This window comes from Brevundimonas sp. (assembly GCF_030656255.1).
Classification (GTDB): domain Bacteria; phylum Pseudomonadota; class Alphaproteobacteria; order Caulobacterales; family Caulobacteraceae; genus Brevundimonas.
On sequence record NZ_JAUSOE010000105.1, the window covers coordinates 18,505 to 39,782 of the forward strand.

Annotated in this window: 25 protein-coding genes and 1 tRNA gene; 13 read left to right on the forward strand and 13 right to left on the reverse strand. The window is 67.8% G+C overall.

All coding sequences use genetic code 11. From position 1 onward, the window contains the following. Positions 1-61: 61 nt before the first annotated feature. Positions 62-745, forward strand: coding sequence for a DUF599 domain-containing protein (locus Q7J26_RS10855; protein ID WP_304936461.1), 684 nt, complete (start codon positions 62-64; stop codon positions 743-745). 264 nt (positions 746-1,009) lie between these two features. On the opposite strand, the gene Q7J26_RS10860 is transcribed toward Q7J26_RS10855, so the two are convergent. Beyond that, positions 1,010-1,834: an N-formylglutamate amidohydrolase gene (locus tag Q7J26_RS10860; RefSeq protein WP_304936462.1), complete on the reverse strand. Its 825-nt coding sequence runs from the start codon at positions 1,832-1,834 to the stop codon at positions 1,010-1,012. Between the two features lie 114 nt (positions 1,835-1,948). Between Q7J26_RS10860 and cpdR the strand changes: the two genes are divergently transcribed. Beyond that, a complete protein-coding gene (gene cpdR / locus Q7J26_RS10865) occupies positions 1,949-2,305 on the forward strand; it encodes a cell cycle two-component system response regulator CpdR (RefSeq protein ID WP_166621901.1) in 357 nt (118 codons plus the stop codon). Between the two features lie 138 nt (positions 2,306-2,443). Next, a tRNA-Val gene (locus tag Q7J26_RS10870) sits at positions 2,444-2,518 on the forward strand. A gap of 38 nt (positions 2,519-2,556) precedes the next feature. On the opposite strand, the gene Q7J26_RS10875 is transcribed toward Q7J26_RS10870, so the two are convergent. Beyond that, positions 2,557-3,534, reverse strand: coding sequence for an NAD-dependent epimerase/dehydratase family protein (locus Q7J26_RS10875; RefSeq protein WP_304936463.1), 978 nt, complete (start codon positions 3,532-3,534; stop codon positions 2,557-2,559). Between the two features lie 91 nt (positions 3,535-3,625). Here Q7J26_RS10875 and Q7J26_RS10880 point away from each other — a divergent pair, with 91 nt between their 5' ends. Continuing rightward, positions 3,626-4,525: a LysR family transcriptional regulator gene (locus Q7J26_RS10880; protein ID WP_304936464.1), complete on the forward strand. Its 900-nt coding sequence runs from the start codon at positions 3,626-3,628 to the stop codon at positions 4,523-4,525. Here the strand turns inward: Q7J26_RS10880 and Q7J26_RS10885 are convergent, their stop codons facing one another. Together Q7J26_RS10885 and Q7J26_RS10890 are read right to left on the reverse strand one after the other, a co-directional pair. Then, positions 4,526-5,848 (reverse strand): HAMP domain-containing sensor histidine kinase, encoded by a 1,323-nt coding sequence (locus Q7J26_RS10885; RefSeq protein WP_304936465.1) that lies wholly within the window; start codon positions 5,846-5,848, stop codon positions 4,526-4,528. It abuts the gene before it with no gap. Then, positions 5,845-6,549, reverse strand: coding sequence for a response regulator (locus Q7J26_RS10890; RefSeq protein ID WP_304936466.1), 705 nt, complete (start codon positions 6,547-6,549; stop codon positions 5,845-5,847). The genes Q7J26_RS10885 and Q7J26_RS10890 overlap by 4 nt, the downstream gene beginning before the upstream one ends. Positions 6,550-6,698: 149 nt before the next feature. On the opposite strand from Q7J26_RS10890, the gene Q7J26_RS10895 reads away from it, so the two are divergent. Beyond that, positions 6,699-7,196, forward strand: a complete 498-nt coding sequence (locus Q7J26_RS10895; protein ID WP_304936467.1) for a hypothetical protein — start codon at positions 6,699-6,701, stop codon at positions 7,194-7,196. A 106-nt stretch (positions 7,197-7,302) separates the two neighbouring features. After that, positions 7,303-7,749, forward strand: coding sequence for a calcium-binding protein (locus Q7J26_RS10900; RefSeq protein WP_304936468.1), 447 nt, complete (start codon positions 7,303-7,305; stop codon positions 7,747-7,749). Positions 7,750-7,754: 5 nt separating this feature from the next. On the opposite strand, the gene Q7J26_RS10905 is transcribed toward Q7J26_RS10900, so the two are convergent. Together Q7J26_RS10905 and Q7J26_RS10910 are read right to left on the reverse strand one after the other, a co-directional pair. Next, positions 7,755-8,537: a DUF1365 domain-containing protein gene (locus Q7J26_RS10905; RefSeq protein WP_304936469.1), complete on the reverse strand. Its 783-nt coding sequence runs from the start codon at positions 8,535-8,537 to the stop codon at positions 7,755-7,757. Beyond that, entirely contained in the window at positions 8,534-9,889 is a 1,356-nt protein-coding gene (locus tag Q7J26_RS10910; protein WP_304936470.1) for an NAD(P)/FAD-dependent oxidoreductase, read from the reverse strand. The genes Q7J26_RS10905 and Q7J26_RS10910 overlap by 4 nt, the downstream gene beginning before the upstream one ends. A gap of 152 nt (positions 9,890-10,041) precedes the next feature. Here Q7J26_RS10910 and Q7J26_RS10915 point away from each other — a divergent pair, with 152 nt between their 5' ends. Further along, positions 10,042-10,593, forward strand: a complete 552-nt coding sequence (locus Q7J26_RS10915; RefSeq protein ID WP_304936483.1) for a sigma-70 family RNA polymerase sigma factor — start codon at positions 10,042-10,044, stop codon at positions 10,591-10,593. Beyond that, positions 10,590-11,228: a ChrR family anti-sigma-E factor gene (locus Q7J26_RS10920; protein ID WP_304936471.1), complete on the forward strand. Its 639-nt coding sequence runs from the start codon at positions 10,590-10,592 to the stop codon at positions 11,226-11,228. The genes Q7J26_RS10915 and Q7J26_RS10920 overlap by 4 nt, the downstream gene beginning before the upstream one ends. Here the strand turns inward: Q7J26_RS10920 and Q7J26_RS10925 are convergent. Together Q7J26_RS10925 and Q7J26_RS10930 are read right to left on the reverse strand one after the other, a co-directional pair. Next, a complete protein-coding gene (locus Q7J26_RS10925; protein WP_304936472.1) occupies positions 11,218-11,757 on the reverse strand; it encodes a hypothetical protein in 540 nt (179 codons plus the stop codon). The genes Q7J26_RS10920 and Q7J26_RS10925 overlap by 11 nt on opposite strands. 147 nt (positions 11,758-11,904) lie before the next feature. Further along, on the reverse strand, positions 11,905-12,276 hold the full coding sequence (locus Q7J26_RS10930) for a hypothetical protein (RefSeq protein ID WP_304936473.1): 372 nt from the start codon (positions 12,274-12,276) through the stop codon (positions 11,905-11,907). Positions 12,277-12,501: 225 nt separating this feature from the next. On the opposite strand from Q7J26_RS10930, the gene Q7J26_RS10935 reads away from it, so the two are divergent. The 5 genes from Q7J26_RS10935 to Q7J26_RS10955 all read left to right on the forward strand — a co-directional run bounded on the left by Q7J26_RS10935 (position 12,502) and on the right by Q7J26_RS10955 (position 16,702). Next, on the forward strand, positions 12,502-12,837 hold the full coding sequence (locus Q7J26_RS10935) for a PepSY domain-containing protein (protein ID WP_304936474.1): 336 nt from the start codon (positions 12,502-12,504) through the stop codon (positions 12,835-12,837). Continuing rightward, positions 12,837-13,517 carry a response regulator transcription factor gene (locus tag Q7J26_RS10940; RefSeq protein WP_304936475.1) on the forward strand — a complete coding sequence of 227 codons (681 nt, stop codon included), beginning with the start codon at positions 12,837-12,839 and terminating at the stop codon, positions 13,515-13,517. Before Q7J26_RS10935 ends, Q7J26_RS10940 begins: the two co-directional genes overlap by 1 nt. Then, positions 13,514-14,986: an ATP-binding protein gene (locus Q7J26_RS10945; RefSeq protein WP_370651937.1), complete on the forward strand. Its 1,473-nt coding sequence runs from the start codon at positions 13,514-13,516 to the stop codon at positions 14,984-14,986. The genes Q7J26_RS10940 and Q7J26_RS10945 overlap by 4 nt, the downstream gene beginning before the upstream one ends. Before the next feature lie 82 nt (positions 14,987-15,068). Beyond that, positions 15,069-15,980: a DUF1206 domain-containing protein gene (locus Q7J26_RS10950; RefSeq protein ID WP_304936476.1), complete on the forward strand. Its 912-nt coding sequence runs from the start codon at positions 15,069-15,071 to the stop codon at positions 15,978-15,980. A gap of 65 nt (positions 15,981-16,045) precedes the next feature. Beyond that, positions 16,046-16,702, forward strand: coding sequence for a DsbA family oxidoreductase (locus tag Q7J26_RS10955; protein ID WP_304936477.1), 657 nt, complete (start codon positions 16,046-16,048; stop codon positions 16,700-16,702). Between the two features lie 179 nt (positions 16,703-16,881). Here Q7J26_RS10955 and Q7J26_RS10960 read toward each other — a convergent pair whose 3' ends face one another. The 5 genes from Q7J26_RS10960 to thiC all read right to left on the reverse strand — a co-directional run. Further along, entirely contained in the window at positions 16,882-17,703 is an 822-nt protein-coding gene (locus tag Q7J26_RS10960) for a hypothetical protein (protein ID WP_304936478.1), read from the reverse strand. A gap of 383 nt (positions 17,704-18,086) precedes the next feature. After that, positions 18,087-18,263, reverse strand: coding sequence for a hypothetical protein (locus Q7J26_RS10965; protein WP_304936479.1), 177 nt, complete (start codon positions 18,261-18,263; stop codon positions 18,087-18,089). A gap of 208 nt (positions 18,264-18,471) precedes the next feature. Continuing rightward, a complete protein-coding gene (locus Q7J26_RS10970) occupies positions 18,472-18,651 on the reverse strand; it encodes a hypothetical protein (protein ID WP_304936480.1) in 180 nt (59 codons plus the stop codon). 657 nt (positions 18,652-19,308) lie between these two features. Beyond that, on the reverse strand, positions 19,309-20,118 hold the full coding sequence (locus tag Q7J26_RS10975) for a hypothetical protein (RefSeq protein ID WP_304936481.1): 810 nt from the start codon (positions 20,116-20,118) through the stop codon (positions 19,309-19,311). A gap of 65 nt (positions 20,119-20,183) precedes the next feature. Next, positions 20,184-21,278, reverse strand: a 1,095-nt coding sequence (thiC, locus tag Q7J26_RS10980; RefSeq protein WP_304936482.1) for a phosphomethylpyrimidine synthase ThiC, incomplete at its 5' end; no start/stop codon positions are given.

Below are 21,278 nucleotides of genomic sequence, written 5' to 3' on the forward strand. Positions count from 1 at the left end.
GGCAAGCGCGACTTGAGTCGGCGGGCTTGCGCCGCAGCGACGACTGGGCTCAATTCGCACGATGACCTGGGTTGATTGGGCCGCGCTGGCGCTCTTCTTCATCTGCTGGCTCGGCTATGCGCCGATCCTGAAGTTCGTGGGCCGCCACGGCGGCTCGCTGAACGACGACATGAGCCATGTCCGCCGGGTCTGGATGTCGGCCATGACCCATCGCGAGCTGCGGCTGGTCGACAGCCAGTTGATGGGCCATTCGATCAACTCAGCCTCCTTCTTCGCCTCGACCAATCTGCTGCTGATCGCGGCGGTGGGCGGCATCCTGTTCGGGGGCGAGAGCAAGCTGGAAGGCTTCGCCGCCGTTGGGGCGGACAATGTGCCGATCAAGATCCTGGAGGCCAAGCTGGCCCTGGTGCTGATCTGCCTGACGCGGGGCTTCCTGGATTTCATCTGGGCCCTGCGCCAGATGAACTACACCCTGGCCCTGATCGGCTCGGCGCCCGAGATCGACAAGGAGGTCGACCGCAAGGCGTTCGGCGAGGCGGCGGCCGAACTGCTGAACCCGGCCCTCAGTTCGTTCAGCCAGGGGGTGCGGGGCTATTACTTCGCCCTGGCGGCGGCGGCCTGGCTGTTCGGGCCGCTGTGGCTGGCCCTGGGCGTGGCCTCGTCCTTCGGCCTGTTGATCTATCGGCAGGAGGCCTCGCCCGCCGCCCGCGCCATCCGCAATGCGCGCCGCCTGCTGGGTGAATGACGGTTATTTTGCAGTTGCGACAGGGGCTGAACGTCCCGACCCGTGCTGGAGACGCCGAATTAGGGCGAAAGGCGCCGTAATTGCGTAACATGCCGTGACCCAAAAACCGCGCTGAACGCTTGACCGATTGTGCATCGCAACCTAGATTGACCTTCGACGCCTCCGGGCGTCTTGCCCTTCCTGGGCGTTTCCTCCCTATAGACTTTTATGCCGCGCCTCCGGGCGCGGCTTTTTTTCGTCTTATCGCCGATCAGTCACCCGGTGTCAGGCCGCCCAGTTTTCGGCGCACAGGGCGGCGATGACGCGGTTCAGGGCCTTGCGGGTCGCGGCGTGCGCAGCGTTGGGCGTCTGGGTCGCCTCGTCCAGATACAGTTTGCGGCTCAGTTCGATCTGGATCGCCTCATAGCCTTCCGTCGGCCGGCCCCAGACCTGGGTGGACCAGCCCCCGGCGTAGGGATGGTTCAGCGCCACCCGCCAGCCCAGCCCCTCGAACAGATCGCGCAGCCGCCGGGTCAGCCGCGCCTGGCACGACGACCCGTGCCGGTCGCCCAGCACCACCTCCGCCCCCACCGCCCGCGTCGGCATGGAATGCCAGTCGATCAGCACGGCCCGACCCCGCCGCGCCCGCGTCTGTTCCATCAGTTCGGCCAGGGCCGTGTGATAGGGGGCGTGGGCGGTTTGGATGCGCGCCTGGGCCTCCGCCAGCGACAGGCGCCGGTCGTACAGGGCCAGGCCGTCGCCCGACAGCCGGGGGATGACGCCGTATCCGGCCCGGGTCTTGGCCCCGACCGGACCGTCCGCATCGACGATCAGGTCCGGATCCAGTTCGCCGGGGTCGCGGTTCAGGTCCAGGTAGGCCCGGCCGATCCGCCCCTCGATCAGGGGCGCGCCCTGGGCCGGCCCCTCGCGCACCAGGGCGCCGACCAGGGCGTCCTCGGCGCTTTTCAGGCTGGCGCGGGCCAGTCCGGCGACCGCCCCCATGTCGTCGGGATAGGTCTCGCCCGAGTGGGGCGAGGCGAAGACCAGGGCCGTTTCGGGCGCCGCAACGGGCGGCCGGGTGATCGCGAAACTGGCCCCGTCCGTGGTCATGATCCCCGCATAACGGGTTTCGCTGTGGAAGGAAGACGTTCGACCGGTGAATTTCATCGCCGGTTTACGCTTGTCGGCCTAGGTTGCCTTCTTGATTCAACGGGCAGTTCTCGAATGGCGCGCATCCTTTTGGCCGAAGACGACAGTTCGCTTCGCGGCTTCCTGACCCGGGCGCTTGAGCGGGCGGGGCATCAGGTCATCGACTGCGAGAACGGCGACGACGCCATCGACGCCCTGGAACACGGCCCCTACGACCTGCTGCTGACCGACATCGTCATGCCTGGCGCCGACGGGATCGAGGTGGCCCGCGTCGCCGCCGCCCGCCAGCCGGGCCTGCGCATCATGTTCATCACCGGCTTCGCCGCCGTCGCCCTGACCGCCGCCCAGGCCTCGCCCCAGGCCAAGGTCCTGTCCAAGCCGGTCCATCTGCGCGACCTGGTCAGCGAAGTCGAACGGATGGTCGCGGCCTGACGCTGAAACTGAGCGACGCGTTTAACGTCGTTCTCCCAAAAATCGTAGTCTGGCCGTGAAATCGGCTTGATGCCGCCAGGCCGGGCCGCTATACGACCGCTCTTCCCGCCCTGGGGCGATTTCCCGGGGCCCTACGGCGGATGCGTAGCTCAGCGGGAGAGCACCTCGTTGACATCGAGGGGGTCACAGGTTCAATCCCTGTCGCGTCCACCATTTCTCCTTTTACAATCTGTGCGCTGCGCCCGTCGCCCCTATGGGCGTTTGTCTGCATGGATCGGCTCCAGACTGCCGATCCCCGCCAGGGTGGCCCGCACCGCCTCGTCGAGCGGGGTGCGCGGTTCCGGGCCGATCAGAGCCTCCAGCCGGGCGTTGGTCAGGCGGGTCGGGCGTTTCCACAGATAGGCCATCTCCGCCAGTTCGCGCATCATCGGCACGAAGGGCGCGGCCAGATGCATCACCAGCCAGGGCATGGGCTTGATCGGCAGTTTGGGCTCGCCCAGAACGCGGCGGATGGCGCCGGTCATCTGGGTTCCGTCGGCGTCCCACTGGCCCTCCATATGGAAGCGGGCGAAAGCCTCCAGGTCGTCGCGCTCGATCAGGCGCACCATCACCTCCGCCACATCCGGCAGATAGGCCCACTGGTGGCCGACGCCGGGCTTGCCCGGATAGGTGATCGCCGTCGGCCGCTCTCCGGCCTTGACCAGGCCCTGGCTGAACCAGTTGTTGGCCGCATCCGGCCCGAAGAAGTCGCCGGCCCGCACGATCAGCACCTTGGCCCGGCCGCGATCGGCGGCGGCCTTCAGGCGACGCTCCATCTCGATCCGGATGCCGCCCTTGCGGGTCCTGGCGTGCTGCGGCGCGTCTTCAGCAATATCGGGGAAGGCGTCGGGGCCGTAGTTATAGACCGTGCCGGGCAGCAGGATCCGCGCCCCGTTCAGTTCGGCCGCCGCTATGGTGTTGTCCAGCATCGGCAGGACCAGGGTGTCCCAGTTGCGATAGCCGGGCGGATTGACGGCATGGACGATCAGGGACACGCCGTCAGCCGCCGCCGCGACATCCGTCGCCGACATCGCATCGCCTTTGATCCAGACGATCCGGGCGTCGCCGCGCACGCCCTCGGGTTGGCGATTCAGGGCGCGCACCGACCATCCGGCCTTCAGCAACCGCGCGGCGACTGCCCCGCCCGCGCCGCCCGTGGCGCCCAGAACCAGTGCTGTTTTCGTCGTCATGTCGCTCTCCATCCGTTTGATGACGTCGTTATCGACCGAACGCGGGCTGAACGGAATTGTCGAAAACTCTGCACCTGCTATACGAAAACCAATGAACAGTGAGCCGAGCTGGGATCTGTACCGCACCTTCCACGCCGTACTGCGCGAGGGGTCGCTGTCCGGCGCGGCGCGGAGCCTGGACATGAGCCAGCCCAGCATCGCCCGCCATATCGACGCCCTGGAGACGGCCCTGGGCGCCAAGCTGTTCGTGCGGACGCCCAGAGGATTGTCGCCCACCGACGCGGCCCTGGAGCTGAAGCCCCTGGCCGAGCGTCTGGCCGCGACCTCGGCCGCCCTGCGCCGCACGGCCGAGGGGCAGGGTGGAACCCTTTCCGGCACGGTGCGGATCAGCGCCAGCGAGGTGGTGGCGGTCGAACACCTTCCGCCCATATTGGCGCGGCTGCGCCAGGCCCATCCGGGGCTGGCGCTGGAGCTGTCGCCGTCCAACGCCCTGGACGACCTGTTGCAGCGCAAGGCGGACGTGGCCGTGCGCATGGTCCGGCCCGAACAGCAGGCCCTGGTCTCGCGCCATGTCGGCGCCCTGGCCGTCGGCCTGCACGCCCATCGCGACTACCTGGCGAGACGCGGGACGCCCCGGACCCTGGCCGATCTGAAGGACCACGATCTGATCGGCTATGATGTCGAAACCCCCGCGATCCGGGCGGCGGTCCAGCACTATCCGGCCCTGAGCCGCGACGCCTTCGCCCTGAGGGTGGACAGCGACGTGGCCCAGCTGGCGGCCATCCGCGCGGGGTTCGGGATCGGCATCTGCCAGACCGCCGTCGCAGCGCGCCAGCCCGACCTGGTCCGCGTCCTGCCCGACGCCTTTAACATCGAACTAGAGACCTGGATCGTCATGCACGAGGACCTGCGCGGAAACGCCCGCTGCCGCGCCGTCTTCGACGCCCTGGTCGAGGGCCTGTCGCGGATCGTCGGATCCTCGGCGCGGTAGTCAGTCGGCCTTGAACAGAACCACGGCGGTCAGGCCGCCGCCGGGCGTGGTTTCGAGGCGGATTTCGGCGCCCATCTGGTGCGCCAGCGAGCGGGCGATCGATAGGCCCAGGCCCGATCCGCCGGTCTCGCGACTGCGCGACGCCTCGCCCCGAGCGAAGGGTTCGAAGGCCTGGTCCCCGAAGCCGGGGCTGAGACCGGGGCCGTGGTCGACGACCGCCAGCCGCCATCGGTCATCGTCGCGGTGGAAACTGACCTCGGCGGCGCCGGCGTAGGCGACGGCGTTCTCGACCAGATTCTCGACGATCCGGCGCAGGCCTCCGGCGTCGGCTCGGACCTGTCCGAACTCAAGCGTCTCCAGCGTCAGCGACTGGCCCAGGGCCTGACGTTCGCTCACCAGATCGGTCAGCAGCCGTCCGACATCGACGGGCGCCAGAACGACCGGCCGCTCCTCGCCGCGCGCGACCAGCAGCACATCCTCGATCAAGGTGGCCATCAGGGCCACGTCCCGGTCCGCCCGCGCCCGCTGGTCAGGGTCTTCGATCAGGGCGACCCGCAGCCGAAGCCGGGTCATCAGGGTCTTCAGATCGTGCGCCGCCGCCGCCAGCATTCGCATCCGCTCGCCCATCAGGGCCTGGATACGCGCGCGCATGCGATTGAAGGCTGAGGCCACGCGTCGGGCCTCGGCATGGCCGGTCTCCTCCATCGGCGGGGCGGCGAGATCTCGGGCGAAACGGTCTGAGGCGTCGGCGATGGCCTGGAGGTCGCGGGTCGCCCGATGCACCATCCGCCACACCAGAAACGCGGCCGTCAGCCCGACCAGCAGATTGAACACCAGGGCGGCCAGGGCCATGCTGCGGCGACGCTGACCCAGGCCCGGCGCGACCACCAGCCTCTGGCCGTCCGCCAGCGCCACCGACACCGCATAGACGGCGGTCTGTCGTCGTTGGAGGCGGGGGCGGAAGCGGCGGCGCTCTTCGGGAACCAGCAGCCGGACGTCGCGCGCCGCCAGCACCGCCCCATAGCTGCGCAACAGCACGGGCAGGGGACCGCCGTGCGCGCGATAGCCGGTCGGAACCCCGTCGGCGATGAAGAAACGGGTGGCGTCGCCGTTCAGGGCCACCAGCAGGTCGTCCCGCTCTTGCGACGGCGTGCGGTCCAGGGCGGCGGCGGCGGCGGCGATCCTCACCGGCACGGGCAGGCGCCATTCGTCCTGATCGCCACGCTGAAACCGCAGCAGGCCCAGGACGCTGACCGCCTGGAGCGTCACCACGACCAGGACCAGCGTCAGCGTCAGACGATTAGCGAGGCCGAGGCGCCTCACCGCTGGACCTCGACGTCTGGGGTGAACAGATAGCCGGCGTTGCGCACGGTGCGGATCAGGCGCGGTTCGCGCGGATGATCGCCCAGCTTGCGGCGCAGGCGCGAGACCTGGATGTCGATGGAACGGTCGAAGACGTCGGCCTGACGCCCCTTCAGCACGTCCATGATGTCGTCGCGCGACAGGACCTGCTGCGGGCGTTTGACGAAGGCGGCCAGCAGGTCGAACTCCCCGCCGGTCAACTCCACCACCTGACCCTCCGCGTCGGTCAGGGCGCGCGAGGCGAGGTCCAGGCGCCAGCCGTCGAAGGCGAGATGACGGGCCGGGGGCCGGGGTTCGGCCCGATCGCGGCGGCGCAGCAGGGCTTTGACGCGGGCGACCAGCTCGCGCGGCTCGAACGGCTTGGCGATATAGTCGTCGGCCCCGACCTCCAGCCCGACGACCCGGTCCAGGGGCTCGCCTCGCGCCGAGGCGATCAGCACCGGGACCGCGCCCTGGATGCGGCGGCAGACCGACAGGCCGTCCTCGCCCGGCATCATCAGGTCCAGCACCACCAGATCCGGCCGCTTCACCGCCCAGGCCCGCCAGAAGGCCGCGGCGTCGGGAAAGGCCGCGCACTCCAGCCCCTCGCGCGCCAGCAGGGCGCAGACCAGGTCGCGAATTTCGGGGTCGTCCTCGACCAGATGGATCAGAGCCGTCGTCATGGGCCAAGCTTTGGCGCAACCGCATCCGCCCCGCCAGAGGCGGATACACGCTGTTACGCAAGGGCGCCGGGGCGACACACCCCGGACGGCCGGGTCTGGCAGTCTGCAGTCGTCCGGAACAGGCCGGACTTCGCAAAAGGAGCCTGCCCATGACCCCCCGTCGTCCCTTCGCCGCCGTCGCCCTGACGGGTCTGCTGGTTGTCGCCGGCCTCGCCGCCGCAGCCGACAGCGCCGAGGCCCAGTCGGTTTCACGCCACCGCTCGGCCAGCGTCAGCGGCCCCTATCACAGCGCCATGCGCGGCGCGGACGTCTATCGCAGCCCCGGCTCGGCCTCGGTCTCCCGCTATGGATCTGTGGACGGCCAGGGCTGGTCCAGCGCTCGCGCCCGGACCACGGTGAACACCGGGAACGGCTACGCCACAACGGCCGTCCGCACCGGTCCGGCCGGGAACACCCAGACCCGAGCCGCCTCGAGCGTCTATGGCGACGACCGCTACAGTCGGTCGTCCAGTGTGCAGACCTCGAACGGCTACGGCTATGACCGCCAGGTCGACGCCTATCGCGACGACGACGGCGTCACCGTGAACCGCACCGCCACGACCAACAGCGGCGCCACGCGCAGTTCGTCGGTCACTCGCCCCTACTGACGTCTTTCCCGGTTCGGGCGGAGCGCCTCACCCTGTCCTCCGCCCGTCGCCCCGGCCGCGTCCCCCAACCGCGCGGCCGGGGCCCCTTTTCTGATCGAGAGCCCAGATGAAAAGCCTTGTCCTGTCCGCCCTGGCCGCCGCAGCGATCACGGTCGTCGCCATGCCCGCACCCGCCCAAACCCCGCCCGACGCGGGCCGCGCCCTGTTCCAGCAGGCGGACGTCAATAATGACGGCCGCCTGTCGCGGGTCGAGTTCGACGCTGCGCGCGAGGGTCGGTTCGCTCGGGCCGACGCTGACCGCGACGGCCGTCTGACGATGTCCGAACTGCGCGCCCTGCGGCCGGACGGCGCCGCCGCTCCGCAGCGACGCCCCAGCCGCGACCAGCTTCAGAAGCTGCGCGCCATCGATCGCAACAACGACCGCGCCGTCGATCTGAACGAGTTCCGCGCTCTGAACGGCGAGCGGTTCGCCGCCGCCGACCGCAATCGCGACGGCTTCGTCACCCGCGACGAGATCGCCGATCTGGCGCGCGCCATGACCCTGGGCGGCTGAGGTCCCTAACCCCTGTGTCGCAGGTCCAGCACGCCGGGGTCCGGCGCCGGCTTGCGGGTCAGGGGCACGCGCTTCAGCCACAGTTTCAGCGCCTCCCAATGGATGGCGGCCACGACCTTCAGCGTCAGCAGGGGCATGGACAGGGCGGCGGCGGTCAGGGCGCGGTCGGACATCGGCCGGCGCGCGCCGTTCATGCTGGTGGCGATCAGCAGGCCCTCGCTGTCCGAGCCATTGATGGCCAGGCCCAGGGTGTCGCCGGGAGTCTGACCCTTGAAGTCATAGGTCATGTCCATGTCCATGAAGGGCGAGACATACAGGCGTTTGTCGGTGTGTTGCCGGAACCGGCCGGCCTGGGCGTCGGCCGCCAGGACGGGCAGGACATAGGCCCGCCGCTCGCCGAAGGTGCTGGTGACCTCATAGACCATGGCGGCCAGCCGCCCGTCTTCGTGATGGCAGTAATAGAGGCTGATCGGATTGAAGACGAAACCGAAGACGCGCGGCATGGTCAGAAGACGGATCGCGCCCTGACCGACATCCACCCCGACCTCGGCCAGCCGTGTCTCGATCTGGGCCCGCAGCGGACGGTCCGTGCCGTCGCCGTGGTCCTGATCGTGGAAGGACAGCAGGTTGAGCCGGTTGCGCGAAAAGGTCTTCAGCCGGGCGTGCAGAGCGTCGATCTCGGCCAGGTCCAGCATCAGCCAGAAGACGCGGTAGTTCAGCCGGTGCTGTCGGGGCCGCAGACGCGCGTGGAAGACCCCGCCGACATAGAGGGCCGAGGCCTGGGTCACGCCGCCCGCACCAGTTCCGCCGAGGGCGACGACAGATGGATGCGGCCGCTCTCGTTCTCGACGGTCCAGGGGCGACGCACGCCGCCCAGCTGTTCGGCCACCGCCAAACCGGACTGAAGCCCGTCCTCGTGGAAGCCGGCCCCGAAATGGGCGCCGCAGAACCAGACGCCGCCCTGGCCCTGAAGACTCCATAGCGACTTCTGGGCCTTGATGGCGGCGGGGTCGAAGATCGGGTGTTCGTACAGTTCGCTTCGCAACAGGGTCCCGGCGGCCGGGGGGCGCGGCGGGTTCAGGGTGACGAACAGGTCCTGGCCCGGCAGGCCCTGGAGCTTGTTCATCCAGTAGGTGACGCACAGGCCGCCGTCGGCGCCGATATAGTTCCACGAGGCCCAGGCCCGGCGGCGCTGGGGCATCAGGCCCGCGTCGGTGTGCAGGATGGTCAGGTTGCGGCTGTAGCGGAAGGCGCCCAGCAGGTCGCGCTCCTGCGCCGTGGGCTCCGCCAGCATGGCCAGGGCCTGGTCGGCATGGGCGCCGATGACGACATGGTCGAACCGCTCCTGGGCGCCGGTCGTGTCGAGAACCACGACGCCGCCGTCGACCCGGCGCACCTGGTCCACGCCGCGCCGCAGCCGCACCCCATCGCCCTTCTGACCTGCGCCGATCTGGCGGGTCAGTTCCTCGACATAGACCCGGCTGCCGCCGACGACGGTGCGCCACAGGGGGCGACCGACCAGCTTCAGCAGGCCGTGGTTGCCGCAGAAGCGCAGGAAGGATTCCGCCGGATAATCCATCAGCGTATGGGCCGGCGACGACCAGATGGCGGCGGCCATCGGCAGCAGGTGGTCGTCGCGGAAGGCCTCGCTGAAACCTTCACGCTTCAGATACTGGCCCAGGGTCAGGTCGCTGTCGCCCAGGGCCGCCATGCCGCCGGGCGCCGAACGATAGAAGCGCAGGATCTCCTTCAGCATCGACCAGAAGCGCGGGCGAAACAGGTTGCGACGCTGGGCGAACAGGGCGGGGGCCGCATATTCGAACCGGCCCTGGTCCAGGGAGACGGCGAAGGACATGTCGGTGGCCCGCGTTTCGAGCCCCAGATGGGCGAACAGGGCGATCAGGTTCGGGTAGGTGGCGTCGTTGAAGACGATGAAGCCGGTGTCCACCGCGGTCTCGCCGGTCGGGGTGCGGACGTCGACGGTGTTGGAATGGCCCCCCAGCCGGTCGTCGCGTTCATAGATCGTCACATCGTGGCGTTTCGACAGCAGCCAGGCGCTGGACAGGGCGGCGATCCCCGAGCCCACGACGGCGATCCGCAGGCGCGGACCGGTCTCGCTGGTAGGGGACGACAAGGACATAAAGACTCCGAACGACGGGCTACAGGTGGCGAAGATACGCGCCGCACGCGCGGCCGGATCACGAAATGATCCAGACTTTCGCCAGAACCGTACTAGGTTCCATGCATGGACAGGTTTCTATCTATCAGCGGATTCGGCCACCCGTGACGGCTATGGGCGGCGAGCATGACCGGCTGATCGAGGCGGTGGCGTTACGGCGCGACCGCGAGGCTTTCGCGCGCCTGTTCGAACATTTCGCCCCGCGTCTGAAGGCCTATCTGATGAAGGCCGGGGCGCCTGCGGGCGCAGCCGAGGACTTCGCCCAGGACGCCATGCTGACCGTGTGGCGCAAGGCGGAACTGTTCGACAGCTCCAAGGCGCGCGCCGCGACCTGGATTTTCACCATCGCCCGCAACCGGCGCCTGGACGTGCTGCGCCAGGACGCCCGGCGCACCCCGATGCCCGAGATCGAACTGTCGCAGGAAGAGCCGGAACGCCCGGACCAGATCGTGTTGATGGCCGAGGATGCGGCGCGGCTGAAGTCCGCGATGGCGCGGCTGACGGCGGATCAGATCGAGGTCCTTCGTCTGGCCTTCTTCCAGGACAATCCCCATTCCGAAATCGCCCGGCGGCTGGACTTGCCGTTGGGCACGGTTAAATCCCGAATACGCAAGGCGATGATCAAACTGCGCACCCTGCTTGACGACGACGGAGGCGAGGCATGACCGGCGGTCACAACCCCTCCGAAGAACGGCTTCTGGCCTATGCGGCCGGCACCCTCAGCCCGCCCGAGGCCGTGGTGGTCGCCGCCCATCTGGCGATGCGGCCGCAGAACGACGCCTGGGTCCGCACGCTTCAGTCGGTGGGCGGCGAGTTGCTGGACGATCTGGAGCCCGAGCCCATGCCGGACGACGCCCTGGCGCGCGTTTTGGCGCGGGCCGAGGCCGACGCCGGACAGGTTCTGGCCTCTACGCCTCTGAATGACATGGTCGGCCTGCCGGAACCCCTGCGCCGTTATGCGCTGGGACCGTGGCGATGGCTGGGACCGGGCATGCGCGCCCGCGACGTCCACGCGCCGCGCGACGGCGACTGCCGCGTCATCCTGCTGGAGATCGGTCCGGGCCGCGAGACGCCGCGCCATACCCACGGCGGGATCGAACTGACCTGCGTCATCCACGGCGCCTACGCCACCGAGACGGCCCGTTTCGACGTCGGCGACTTCGAAGAGGCGGACGGCGAGGTGCTGCACCAGCCGCGCGTCGTCTCGCCCGAGCCCTGCCTGTGCGTGGTGGCCCTGGACGGTCAGATCGAGTTGGACGGCTGGCTGGGCAAGCTGATGCAGCCGTTCATCAAGTTGTAGGCGAGGGGGCGCACTGCTTGCGGCTCAGATCATAGCTGGCGAACATCGTCTCCTCTCCCGCCTCATCCTTCATCACGATGGTCCAAGACGCGGAAGCGGGCGCCACCGTCCATCGGTTCACGAAGGTGGCGTCTGGGTAGACATAGGCGACTTCAAAGCCGCTCGCGTTAGTCGAGCCTGTTCCGACAGAGGTGAAATCACCGCCGAAACTGTCGGCGAAGAACGCCGAGATTCCGCCGGGCTTGCCATCCACAGCGGCCTTGCCCCCGAAAATCAGATGCGCCGCGTACCGATCTGCGGGGTCGGTTACGGCGTGGCTGTCAGCCTCGACCAGGAAAAGCGCCCCTTCCGTAATCGGTTTGGCCGCCAGGCTGATCGACACCGGCTTGCCCATTACCGATCCTGTGCCTTGCCAGCATCCCGCCAGCGCCGAGACTTCCTGCGGTACAGGCACTGCGCCAGGTTCCTGTGCATAGGCGGAAGGGGTCATTCCTGCGAACAGGCAGGCGATCGCGCCAAAATACTTCATGTCTTCCCCCAGCGGTAGCTTGACCGAACCAAGCTTTGCCACGCTTCATATACGCGCTCGGCGTCGCCCCTCCACCCCTGCTCACCACCCGCCACGAAAGAGCGCGGCCCTTTCGGACCGCGCTCCTGTAATCAAGGCTGGGGAGGTTCAGCCGCGACGGTTGTCGCGGTCGCGGCGTTCGTTGCGGATCTGGGCCGACAGGCGGTCGAAGCGACGGTCCAGGTCGGTGCGTTCCCAGGCGGTCAGGCCACCGCGACGATAGTTGGCCTCAAGACGCAGCAGGCCGTTGAACTCGCCGCGCAGACGGGTGGCCTCGCGGCGGCTGAGCTGGCCGGAACGGACGCCCTGGTCGATGCGGCGGTCCAGATTGGCCTGGCGGGCGTTGATCGATTGCCAGTTTCCGTAGCCGGCCTGATAGACGGGCGGGCGGCCGTGATGGCCATAGGACTGGGCCGCAGCGGGCAGGGCGGCCGAGGCGACGGCGGCCAGGACGACGGCGGGGATGATGAACTTCCGCATGATGTTTCTCCTCGGTTCGGGCCGGTCGGGCTGACCGGCGATGAGGAGATTTGACGACGTGGCGGCTGAGCCCGATCTGAACAGGCGCGATCAGGTTCGGTTCATCTAGATGAGAAATGCGTCAGGTCCGGAGCGTTCGGCGTTCGCGCAATGGCGTTTCGGTCCGCCCTATTCTATACGGATCATTCAGGGCCTGTTCAGGAGAACGGCGCCAGATTGACGTCCATGTTCAGCAAGTCAGCCAGTTTGATCGTCGCCGTCGCGACCCTGGTCCTCGCCCCGGTCCTTACTCCGGCGGCGAGCGCACAGTCGCGCGACGAACGCCAGCAGACCCAACCCCAGCCCCAGCCGCGCCAGCCGCGCGTCAGCCCGGACGAGGCGCGCCGCCGTGGCGGCGAGGCTGTCGGGGGGCGTCCCATCGACACCCGGCCCCGCGGCGACGGAGACTATTCCGTTCTGGTCGAACGCGATGGCCGCGTCCGCGAGGTTGTGGTCGACGGTCAGACCGGCCGTGCGCGCGACGGCGGCTCCAATAACAATCAGCGTCGCAGGCCAGACTGATGCGTGTCCTTCTCGTCGAAGACGACGTCGATCTGTCGCGTCAACTGAAGGCCGCCCTGTCCGACGCAGGCTATGCCGTGGACCACGCCCCCGACGGCGAGGAAGCCCATTATCTGGGCGAGAACGAGCCCTATGACGTGGTCGTCCTGGATCTGGGCCTGCCCAAGATCGACGGGGTGTCGGTGCTGGAGCGCTGGCGGCGCGAGGGCAAGACGACGCCGGTGCTGATCCTGACCGCGCGCGGCGCCTGGTCGGACAAGGTGGCGGGCTTCGACGCCGGCGCCGACGACTATCTGACCAAGCCCTTCCACACCGAGGAACTGCTCGCGCGTCTTCGGGCCCTGCTGCGCCGCTCGGACGGCATCGCCTCGGCGACCCTGGCGTGCGGCGGCCTGAGGCTGGACCCGCGCGCGGCGCGCGCCAGCGTCAACGGCGAGCCGCTGCGCCTGACCTCGCTGGAGTATCGGCTGCTTCATTACATGATGATGCACCAGGGCCGGGTCATCAGCCGCACCGAACTGGTCGAGCACCTGTACGATCAGGACTTCGACCGGGATTCCAACACTATCGAGGTCTTCATCGGCCGGCTGCGCAAGAAGGTCGGGTCCGACCGGATCGAGACCGTGCGAGGCCTGGGCTATCGGCTGACGCCCCTGGCCGGCGAGTCCGAGGCGGCGTGAATCCGACGCCAGCGTCTCAGCCGGCCCCCGCCCCCGACGCGCCTGGGCGGCGCGCCGACTGGGGCCGCTATCTGGGGCGGCCCGGCCGGTCCCTGACCCGACGGCTGATCTGGCTGGCCTCGGCCTGGATCCTGGTGGCCCTGGTGATCGCCGCTGTGGTCCTGACCCAGGCTTTCCAGGAATCGGCCCTGCGGCGCCTGGGCGACATGCTGGACGAGACCATCGACGAGATCGTGGTGGCGGCCAGTCGCACCGGCGAGGGCGAGGTGGTCCCCCAGATCCAGGACGCCCGCACCCTGCGGCTGCTGTCGGGCAAATACTGGCAGATTCTGGAGGTGCGGCCCGACGGGACGATGGTCAGCATCGCCCGCTCGACCTCGCTGTGGAACTATGACCTGGCCTTGCCGGTCGACCTGGCGCCCCGGCTGGACGCGGCTTTCGGTGAGGTGATCACCTACAACACCCTGGGGCCCAAGAACGATCCGGCCACGCGCGAACCGCTGCGGGTCGCCGCCAGCATGAAGTCCATACCCCGGCGCGACAACCCGGTCGTCTTCCTGGCCGCCATCGACCGGTCCGAGGTGGACGCCGACACGCGCCAGTTCGCCACCGTCACCTGGGTCGCCCTGCTGATCCTGGGGCTGGGCCTGGTGGCGGCTGTCTTCATTCAGGTCCAGTTCGGCTTGCGGCCCCTCTACGACCTGCGCAACGAGATCGCGGCGGTGCGCAAGGGGCGCAGCGCCCGGATCGAACGGTCCTATCCGCTGGAGATCCAGCCCCTGGCCGAACAGGTCAACCGGCTGCTGGACCATAACCAGGAGGTGGTGGAGCGCCAGCGGACCCATGTCGGCAACCTGGCCCATGCGCTGAAGACCCCGATCTCGGTCATGCTGGCCGAGGCCGGGACCGCGGAGGGGCAGTTGCCCGAACTTGTGCGGCGCCAGACCAAGGTCATGCAGGGCCAGGTCGACCACCATCTGCGCCGCGCCCGCGCCGCCGCCCGCGCCGCCCACGGCCTGGGCGAGACCACGCCGGTGCCCGAGGTCCTGGACGAGCTGGCGGTGATGATCGAGCAGGTGTTCCGCGACAAGGGCGCCGAGATCGACTGGCGCGCGCCCGACGACCTGGCCTTCCTGGGCGAGCGGCAGGACCTGCAGGAGATCCTGGGCAATCTGATCGAGAACGCGGCCAAGTTCGCCACGCGGCGGGTGCGGGTCTCGGCCGGGGCCAGCGGCCTGGGTCAGATGATCGTTGTGGTCGAGGACGACGGCGCCGGCCTGCCCGCCGACCAGCGCGACGAGGTCATGAAGCGCGGCGCCCGGTTGGACGAGAGCGCGCCGGGCTCGGGCCTGGGCCTGTCGATCGTGGAGGACCTGACGCGGGCCTATGGCGGGCGGCTGACCCTGGGCGACAGCGACATGGGCGGGCTGAAGGTAGTGCTGGAGCTGCCGGCGGCCCAGTCCGCTTAGGGCGGGCCGCTTAGGTCAGGCGGCCTAAAGGGAGCCATCGGCGGGGAGGCGCGTTGAACCGCTCCGCCGCGCTGGAGCCCTCATGTTCGCCGCCCGTCTTCGTCACGCCGCCGCCGCTCTGGGCCGAACCGTCCGCAGTCGTATCCCCGCCACGCGCCGCATCCCCAAGCTGACGACCCTGATCGAGGGCGCGGCGCGGGTCGGCTATGGGGCGCGGGGCTTCGTCTATCTGTCGGCGGGGGCGCTGACCCTGCTGGCGGCGATGGACCGGATCGGCGACGCCGTGGGCGCGGGCGGGGCGGCGGGGTGGCTGGCGGAGCAGCCGTTCGGGCGGGTCTGGCTGGTGTTGCTGGGGCTGGGGCTGTGGGCCTTCGTCGGCTGGCGCGTGCTGCAGGCGGTGTTCGACGCGGACCATGAGGGAACCGACCTGAAGGGCTGGGCCACGCGGGCGGGTCAGGCGGCCAGCGGGCTGTTCTACGGCCTCTTGGCGGCGGGGGTGTTCGAGTATCTGGACGAGGTGGGCGAGGCGACGTCGAGGGCGGCGGACCAGGCCGAGAGCGTGGCCGAGAACCAGGAGAAGGCGGCCATGGTGCTGGGCCTGCCGTTCGGGGGGCTGCTACTGATCGCGGCGGGCCTGGTGGTGCTGGGCGTCGGCGTCGGCAATATCGTCAGGGCCTTCAGAAACGACTTCGACGCGGCCCTGGCCTGTCCGGCGGCGGTGCGGGGGCCGGCGACGGCTCTGGCGCGGGCGGGATACGGGGCGCGAGGCTTCGCCTATCTGCCGCTGGGGGTGTTCGTGGTCCTGGCGGGGCTGCACGCGCGGTCGGGCGAGGTGACGACGACGGCGGCGGCGCTGGACGCGCTGGAGGCCCAGCCCGGCGGGTCGTGGATCCTGGGGCTGACGGCGGCGGGGCTGATGGCCTTCGGCGCCTTCGCCTTCGTGGAGGCGCGCTGGCGCAGGATCCGGCCGCCGCGCGATCTGAAGATCGGCTGAGGCTTGGCGTTGGGCGGGGCCTCCCCATATTCTCGCAACACCCGCTGTTCCAGAAGGCCCCTGCCATGACCAAGACCCTGAAGATCGACTTCGTTTCCGACGTGGTCTGCCCCTGGTGCGTGGTCGGGCTGGGCGGGCTGGAGACGGCGCTGGACGCCCTCAAGAGCGAGGGGATCGCCGCCGACATCGCCTTTCAGCCGTTCGAACTGAACCCCCAGATCGCGCCCGAGGGCGAGAACATCGTCGAACATATCGGCCGCAAATACGGCGCCACCCCGGAACAGTCGGCCGCCAACCGCGCCATGATCCGCGAGCGGGCCGCCGAGAGCGGCTTCGACATGCGCATGACCGACGACAGCCGCATCTGGAACACCTTCGACGCCCACCGCCTGCTGCACTGGGCCCACGAGACCGCGCCCGACAAGCAGAAGGCGCTGAAACAGGCCCTGTTCACGGCCCACTTCACCGAGAACCGCAACCTGACCGACGCCGGCGTCCTGACCGCCGCGGCCGAGGCCGCCGGGCTGGACCGGGCCGAGGCGGGCGAGGTCCTGGCCTCGGGCCGCTACGCCCAGGCCGTGCGCGACGCCGAGGATCTGTGGCGGTCGCGCGGGATCAGTTCGGTCCCCGCCGTGGTGGTCGAGGGCAAATACCTGATCAGCGGCGGCCAGCCGGCCCAGGCGTTCGAAGAGGCCCTGAGGAAGATCGCGTCAGAGGTGTGAGCTTCACCTCTCCATCGGCGCAGGCCGATGGGGAGGACAGGCGGCGCGTGCGCCGCCAGGAGGGGGCGACCGGGTGTGCGACAGGAATATGGGTCGTCCCGACGACCGAGTCGCCCCCTCCTGGTCGCTGACGCGACCTGTCCTCCCCATTCGCCTTCGCGAATGGGGAGGTGATGATGTCACGGCGGCCCGGTTTCAGACTGTCCCTCCGAAAAAACACCGTCTGAATTGTCTATTCTGTCTGAAATCACCGCCGGCTCCAGGTCGTCCAGCGCGTCGATCCGGGCCATCAGGGCGTCGCGGCCGGCGTAGTCGCCGGGGGTCAGGGCGGCGGCCGCCTGGGCGATGACGCAGATCTCCTGGGCGAGGGCTTCGGCGCGCGCGGCGAGGTCCGGTTCCTTGGCGTCTTTCGGGGGCGGAGCTTTCGGGGCAGGCGGCGGCGGGGGCGGCGACCCATCCCGGGCCAGGGCCGTCAGGCTGAGGTGCAGGCGCATCCAGCGCGCCGCCTCGATGGCGCGGCCGGCCTCGACCGCGCGGTTCAGCCGCATCAGGGCCATGTCCGCCATCCGGCCATAGTCGGCCGGGCCGTCCGCCGCCGCCTCGTTCAGGTCCAGCGGATCATAGGGGGGATCGACCTGGTCCACGCGCCGCCACCCCTTGTCCCTGGCGCGCTGGCGGAAGGTGCTGATCGCCATGCCGTAGCGGGCGCTGACCGTCTCGGCCGTCTCGCCGGCCAGATAGTCGTCGCGCGCCGCCGCCCAGGCTTCGTCCGAGGCCCGGCGATAGCCGCCGCCCCGGTCATAGGGATCGCGCACGGGCCGCCCGTCATACAGGGGCCGCGTCTCGTGCGACGCCTCATCCTGGGGCGCCGCGTCCTGGGACCGCCTATCCCAGGACGGCCGGCCCGGCGCATCGGCGAAGTCCTCGCTGGTCAGCCGCCCGTCGAACAGGCCGCTTCCGCCGTCGGTCTTGTAGGGAAAGCCTCCCTCGGTCCCATCCATACGCCCCTCCCAGGCCGATCCGCCCCGAAACGGGACCGGGGGATTATACGGCGGGGGGAAGGCGTGCTGGGTTGATTGGCGCGCGAGCCGGAAAAGCTGAATATAGTCAACGGTCGGAACGACGGAATTAGGAGCGCAAAGGGGTGATCCCGCCTTCGTTGCCCGGGCGCTTTCGTCATTCCGGGCGAAGGGCCTCTTGGCCCGCAGACCCGGAACCCCTCGTCATCCTCCGGCCCGCGAAGCGGGACCGGGGGAGGCGCGCGAGAGCGCGAAACTGCCGGGGATTCGATCTTCGGACATAGTGCGGCGGATGGATTTCGCCTGACGGCGCCGCTGGGTTCCGGGTCTCCGCTGCGCTGCGCCCGGAATGACGAAAGGAGAGGTCAGGCCCGCTTCTTCCGGGGCGTAGCCGGGGCGTCGTCGGCGGTGACCAGATGCCCCTTCCAGCCGGGCGGCGGCAGGAACTTGCCGGACTTCTCCTCGCGCGTGCCTTCGCGCGCGATCCGGGCGGCGTCGCGTCCGGCTTTCAGAACGGTTTCGGTGTCGAAAATCTTGCTCATTTCGGACCCCAGTCTAGCAGTTCCCTTCCTTTCGTCATCCTCCGGGCCGCGCAGCGGAACCGGGGGACCCAGCGGCGCCGAAGGCGATGCGTCCGCTGCACGGATCTCGAACGCCGAGTCCGCGACAGGGTCCTGCTCACGCAGGCCGCTGGGTCCCCCGGTCTGCGCCGCGAAGAGGCGGCTTGCCGGAGGATGACGAAAGGAGAGGTCAGGCCCGTTTCTTCCGGGGCGCAGCCGGAGCGTCGGCGGCGGTGACCAGATGCCCCGTCCAGCCGGGCGGCGGCAGGAACTTGCCGGACTTCTCCTCGCGCGTGCCGTGCTTGGCGACCCAAGCGGCGTCCTGGAGCGCTCTTTCGATCAGTTCAGGATAGTTGAGGATGCTGAACATTGGCGCAGCATAGCGGAAATCTCACTGTGCGTCCCTCTCCCGTTGGGAGAGGGCTTGAGGCCCGCAGAGCGTCAGCGATGCGTCTTGGCCGACCCGAAGGGCGGCGCGAAGCAGCCAAAGGGTGAGGGTCGTGCATCTGCGGCGAGGTCCAACCCTCACTCTTTCGCGCAAGTCTGATCGCCTGACGGCTCTCAGGCGCTCAAGCCCTCTCCCAACGGGAGAGGGAGGCTACGTCCGAGTTCACGGGCCGAAACGGATCAGAAATCAATCTTGGATCAGCTCCGCTGGGAGGAACGCCTCAGTTGAGAGCGAACAATGACATCCGAAAGCAGGTAGTTACCCTCTCCATCGAAAACCCAGTCCTCGCTCTCCATGTGTGTAACCCGGAACACTATCAGCTTAACAGACATGCATGCGACAGCGTGGCCAGAAATCACTACGAAAACACGAGACCATTTTTTAGATCTGAGGAATTCAATCAACCCTTTAGCGTACTCAGAAAGTTGATCGTTAAGCTTGTGCTCTGAACTAAAATCAAGAGGTCCGCGCGAGTACACGTAAACATCTCCGCGAAGAACTCGACTTGGAATATGGTGCATGCCTTCGTTGACTATGATCGTGCAAACCGAGTCACGATCCGCTTCTGAGGATAATTTTTCAGCCGCTCTTACGACAGATTCTGTCCCAAAGACTTCGGCGAGTTGGCGGATTTCTTCGATCAGATTCTTCGTCATGACCTATTTCAAGCAACTTTTCGATATCGTGGCTAAAGTGATCAAACCAACTACTTCCATGCCGTACAAAAAATCCGGGAACCGCTCGTCGACCTCGGCCACTGGTGCCCGGTATGGCCCAAATTCTATGATCAAACTGTACGAACGAGTACCGTAAAACAGTCGGCACCCTGACTATCCTGATGAGTTTGCCAGATGGGTCGTGCTCGCGCGCGACCTGTATGATCTTTCTAATTCGGTTGGTGATTCCCGGATTTCCATAATCCGCTTCTAGAAAAGCCTCTGCAGGAGTGTCGGAAGCAACGCAAATAATGGTTGTATTCTTGTTCGCTTTTGCTCGCGCGCCGAGAAGTTCGATCGAGCTGTCGATAAGTTTTGCGCTGTAATTGACACCCACAATCAAGTTCGCACTAGTCAGAAAAAGTTCTTTGAAATCAACGTCTTTCGAATCGTGGTGATACTCACAAATTCCCGACTCTGCGACGCCGCGATAGTCAATGATTTCCGAGCGAATGTCCTTGAAAAAACTCTGCCTGACAGAGCTGTCGAACAGCCACTGAAGAACGCCGACGATAAGAAGTAGAGCGCCTATATTTGCCGTCGCGTTATCGATATCGACCTTCAACAGCGTTGCGTTGAAAGTATTGGCTGCAAGAATGAACGCGAGTCCCACTACGCTAAGGACCAGCGCGGCGATTAAGTGATCTTTCTCGGCAAGCTTTTTCCGGCCCATTTTCCCTCGCAGGTGGCTTGTCTCTTCGATTGCAGAAAGAGGCCATCCTTAGCAAGAGATTGCATCTAAACCTTCACCTCCACCACCCCGCCCCCGGCGCGGAACTTCGCGCTCATCTCCGCCATCCCGGCCTCGGCGTCCGCCAAACTCGCCCCCGCATCATTCTGCGCCATCGCGTCCCTGCGGATGTCCTGGCTGATCTTCATGCTGCAGAATTTCGGGCCGCACATGGAGCAGAAGTGGGCGGTCTTGTGGGCTTCCTTGGGCAGGGTGGCGTCGTGGTATTTGCGGGCGGTTTCGGGGTCGAGGCCGAGGTTGAACTGGTCCTCCCAGCGGAACTCGAACCGGGCGCGCGACAGGGCGTCGTCATGCATCCGGGCGGCGGGGTGGCCCTTGGCCAGGTCGGCGGCGTGGGCGGCGATCTTGTAGGTGATGACGCCGTCCTTGACGTCCTGACGGTCCGGCAGGCCCAGATGCTCCTTGGGCGTGACGTAGCAGAGCATGGCCGTGCCGAACCAGCCGATCATGGCGGCGCCGATGGCGGATGTGATGTGGTCATAGCCGGGGGCGATGTCGGTGGTCAGCGGGCCAAGCGTATAGAAGGGCGCCTCGTGGCAGTGTGTCAGCTGCTCATCCATCTTGGCCTTGAGCTTGTGCATCGGCACATGGCCGGGGCCTTCGATCATCACCTGGCAGCCCTTGGCCCAGGCGATCTTGGTCAGTTCGCCCAGGGTGCGCAGCTCGGCGAACTGCGCCTCGTCATTGGCGTCGGCGATCGAGCCGGGGCGCAGGCCGTCGCCCAGGCTGAAGCTGACGTCATAGGCCCGCATGATGTCGCAGATGTCCTCGAAATGCTCGTAGAGGAAGCTCTCCTTGTGGTGGGCCAGGCACCACTTGGCCATGATGGAGCCGCCGCGCGAGACGATGCCGGTGACGCGTTTCGCCGTCATCGGCACGAAGGGCAGGCGCACCCCGGCGTGGATGGTGAAATAGTCGACGCCCTGTTCCGCCTGTTCGATCAGGGTGTCGCGGAACACCTCCCACGTCAGGTCCTCGGCTATGCCGTTCACCTTCTCCAGCGCCTGATAGATGGGCACGGTGCCGATGGGGACGGACGAGTTGCGGATGATCCAGTCGCGGATGTTGTGGATGTTGCGGCC

Excerpts from the sequence above, each read along its gene's own strand:
- Q7J26_RS10855 (WP_304936461.1), top strand. The coding sequence starts at position 62 with ATGACCTGGGTTGATTGGGCCGCGCTGGCGCTCTTCTTCATCTGCTGG.
- Q7J26_RS10860 (WP_304936462.1), bottom strand. The coding sequence starts at position 1,834 with ATGACCACGGACGGGGCCAGTTTCGCGATCACCCGGCCGCCCGTTGCG.
- cpdR (WP_166621901.1), top strand. The coding sequence starts at position 1,949 with ATGGCGCGCATCCTTTTGGCCGAAGACGACAGTTCGCTTCGCGGCTTC.
- Q7J26_RS10875 (WP_304936463.1), bottom strand. The coding sequence starts at position 3,534 with ATGACGACGAAAACAGCACTGGTTCTGGGCGCCACGGGCGGCGCGGGC.
- Q7J26_RS10880 (WP_304936464.1), top strand. The coding sequence starts at position 3,626 with ATGAACAGTGAGCCGAGCTGGGATCTGTACCGCACCTTCCACGCCGTA.
- Q7J26_RS10890 (WP_304936466.1), bottom strand. The coding sequence starts at position 6,549 with ATGACGACGGCTCTGATCCATCTGGTCGAGGACGACCCCGAAATTCGC.
- Q7J26_RS10895 (WP_304936467.1), top strand. The coding sequence starts at position 6,699 with ATGACCCCCCGTCGTCCCTTCGCCGCCGTCGCCCTGACGGGTCTGCTG.
- Q7J26_RS10900 (WP_304936468.1), top strand. The coding sequence starts at position 7,303 with ATGAAAAGCCTTGTCCTGTCCGCCCTGGCCGCCGCAGCGATCACGGTC.
- Q7J26_RS10910 (WP_304936470.1), bottom strand. The coding sequence starts at position 9,889 with ATGTCCTTGTCGTCCCCTACCAGCGAGACCGGTCCGCGCCTGCGGATC.
- Q7J26_RS10915 (WP_304936483.1), top strand. The coding sequence starts at position 10,042 with ATGGGCGGCGAGCATGACCGGCTGATCGAGGCGGTGGCGTTACGGCGC.
- Q7J26_RS10920 (WP_304936471.1), top strand. The coding sequence starts at position 10,590 with ATGACCGGCGGTCACAACCCCTCCGAAGAACGGCTTCTGGCCTATGCG.
- Q7J26_RS10925 (WP_304936472.1), bottom strand. The coding sequence starts at position 11,757 with ATGAAGTATTTTGGCGCGATCGCCTGCCTGTTCGCAGGAATGACCCCT.
- Q7J26_RS10930 (WP_304936473.1), bottom strand. The coding sequence starts at position 12,276 with ATGCGGAAGTTCATCATCCCCGCCGTCGTCCTGGCCGCCGTCGCCTCG.
- Q7J26_RS10935 (WP_304936474.1), top strand. The coding sequence starts at position 12,502 with ATGTTCAGCAAGTCAGCCAGTTTGATCGTCGCCGTCGCGACCCTGGTC.
- Q7J26_RS10940 (WP_304936475.1), top strand. The coding sequence starts at position 12,837 with ATGCGTGTCCTTCTCGTCGAAGACGACGTCGATCTGTCGCGTCAACTG.
- Q7J26_RS10950 (WP_304936476.1), top strand. The coding sequence starts at position 15,069 with ATGTTCGCCGCCCGTCTTCGTCACGCCGCCGCCGCTCTGGGCCGAACC.
- Q7J26_RS10955 (WP_304936477.1), top strand. The coding sequence starts at position 16,046 with ATGACCAAGACCCTGAAGATCGACTTCGTTTCCGACGTGGTCTGCCCC.
- Q7J26_RS10960 (WP_304936478.1), bottom strand. The coding sequence starts at position 17,703 with ATGGATGGGACCGAGGGAGGCTTTCCCTACAAGACCGACGGCGGAAGC.
- Q7J26_RS10965 (WP_304936479.1), bottom strand. The coding sequence starts at position 18,263 with ATGAGCAAGATTTTCGACACCGAAACCGTTCTGAAAGCCGGACGCGAC.
- Q7J26_RS10970 (WP_304936480.1), bottom strand. The coding sequence starts at position 18,651 with ATGTTCAGCATCCTCAACTATCCTGAACTGATCGAAAGAGCGCTCCAG.
- Q7J26_RS10975 (WP_304936481.1), bottom strand. The coding sequence starts at position 20,118 with ATGGGCCGGAAAAAGCTTGCCGAGAAAGATCACTTAATCGCCGCGCTG.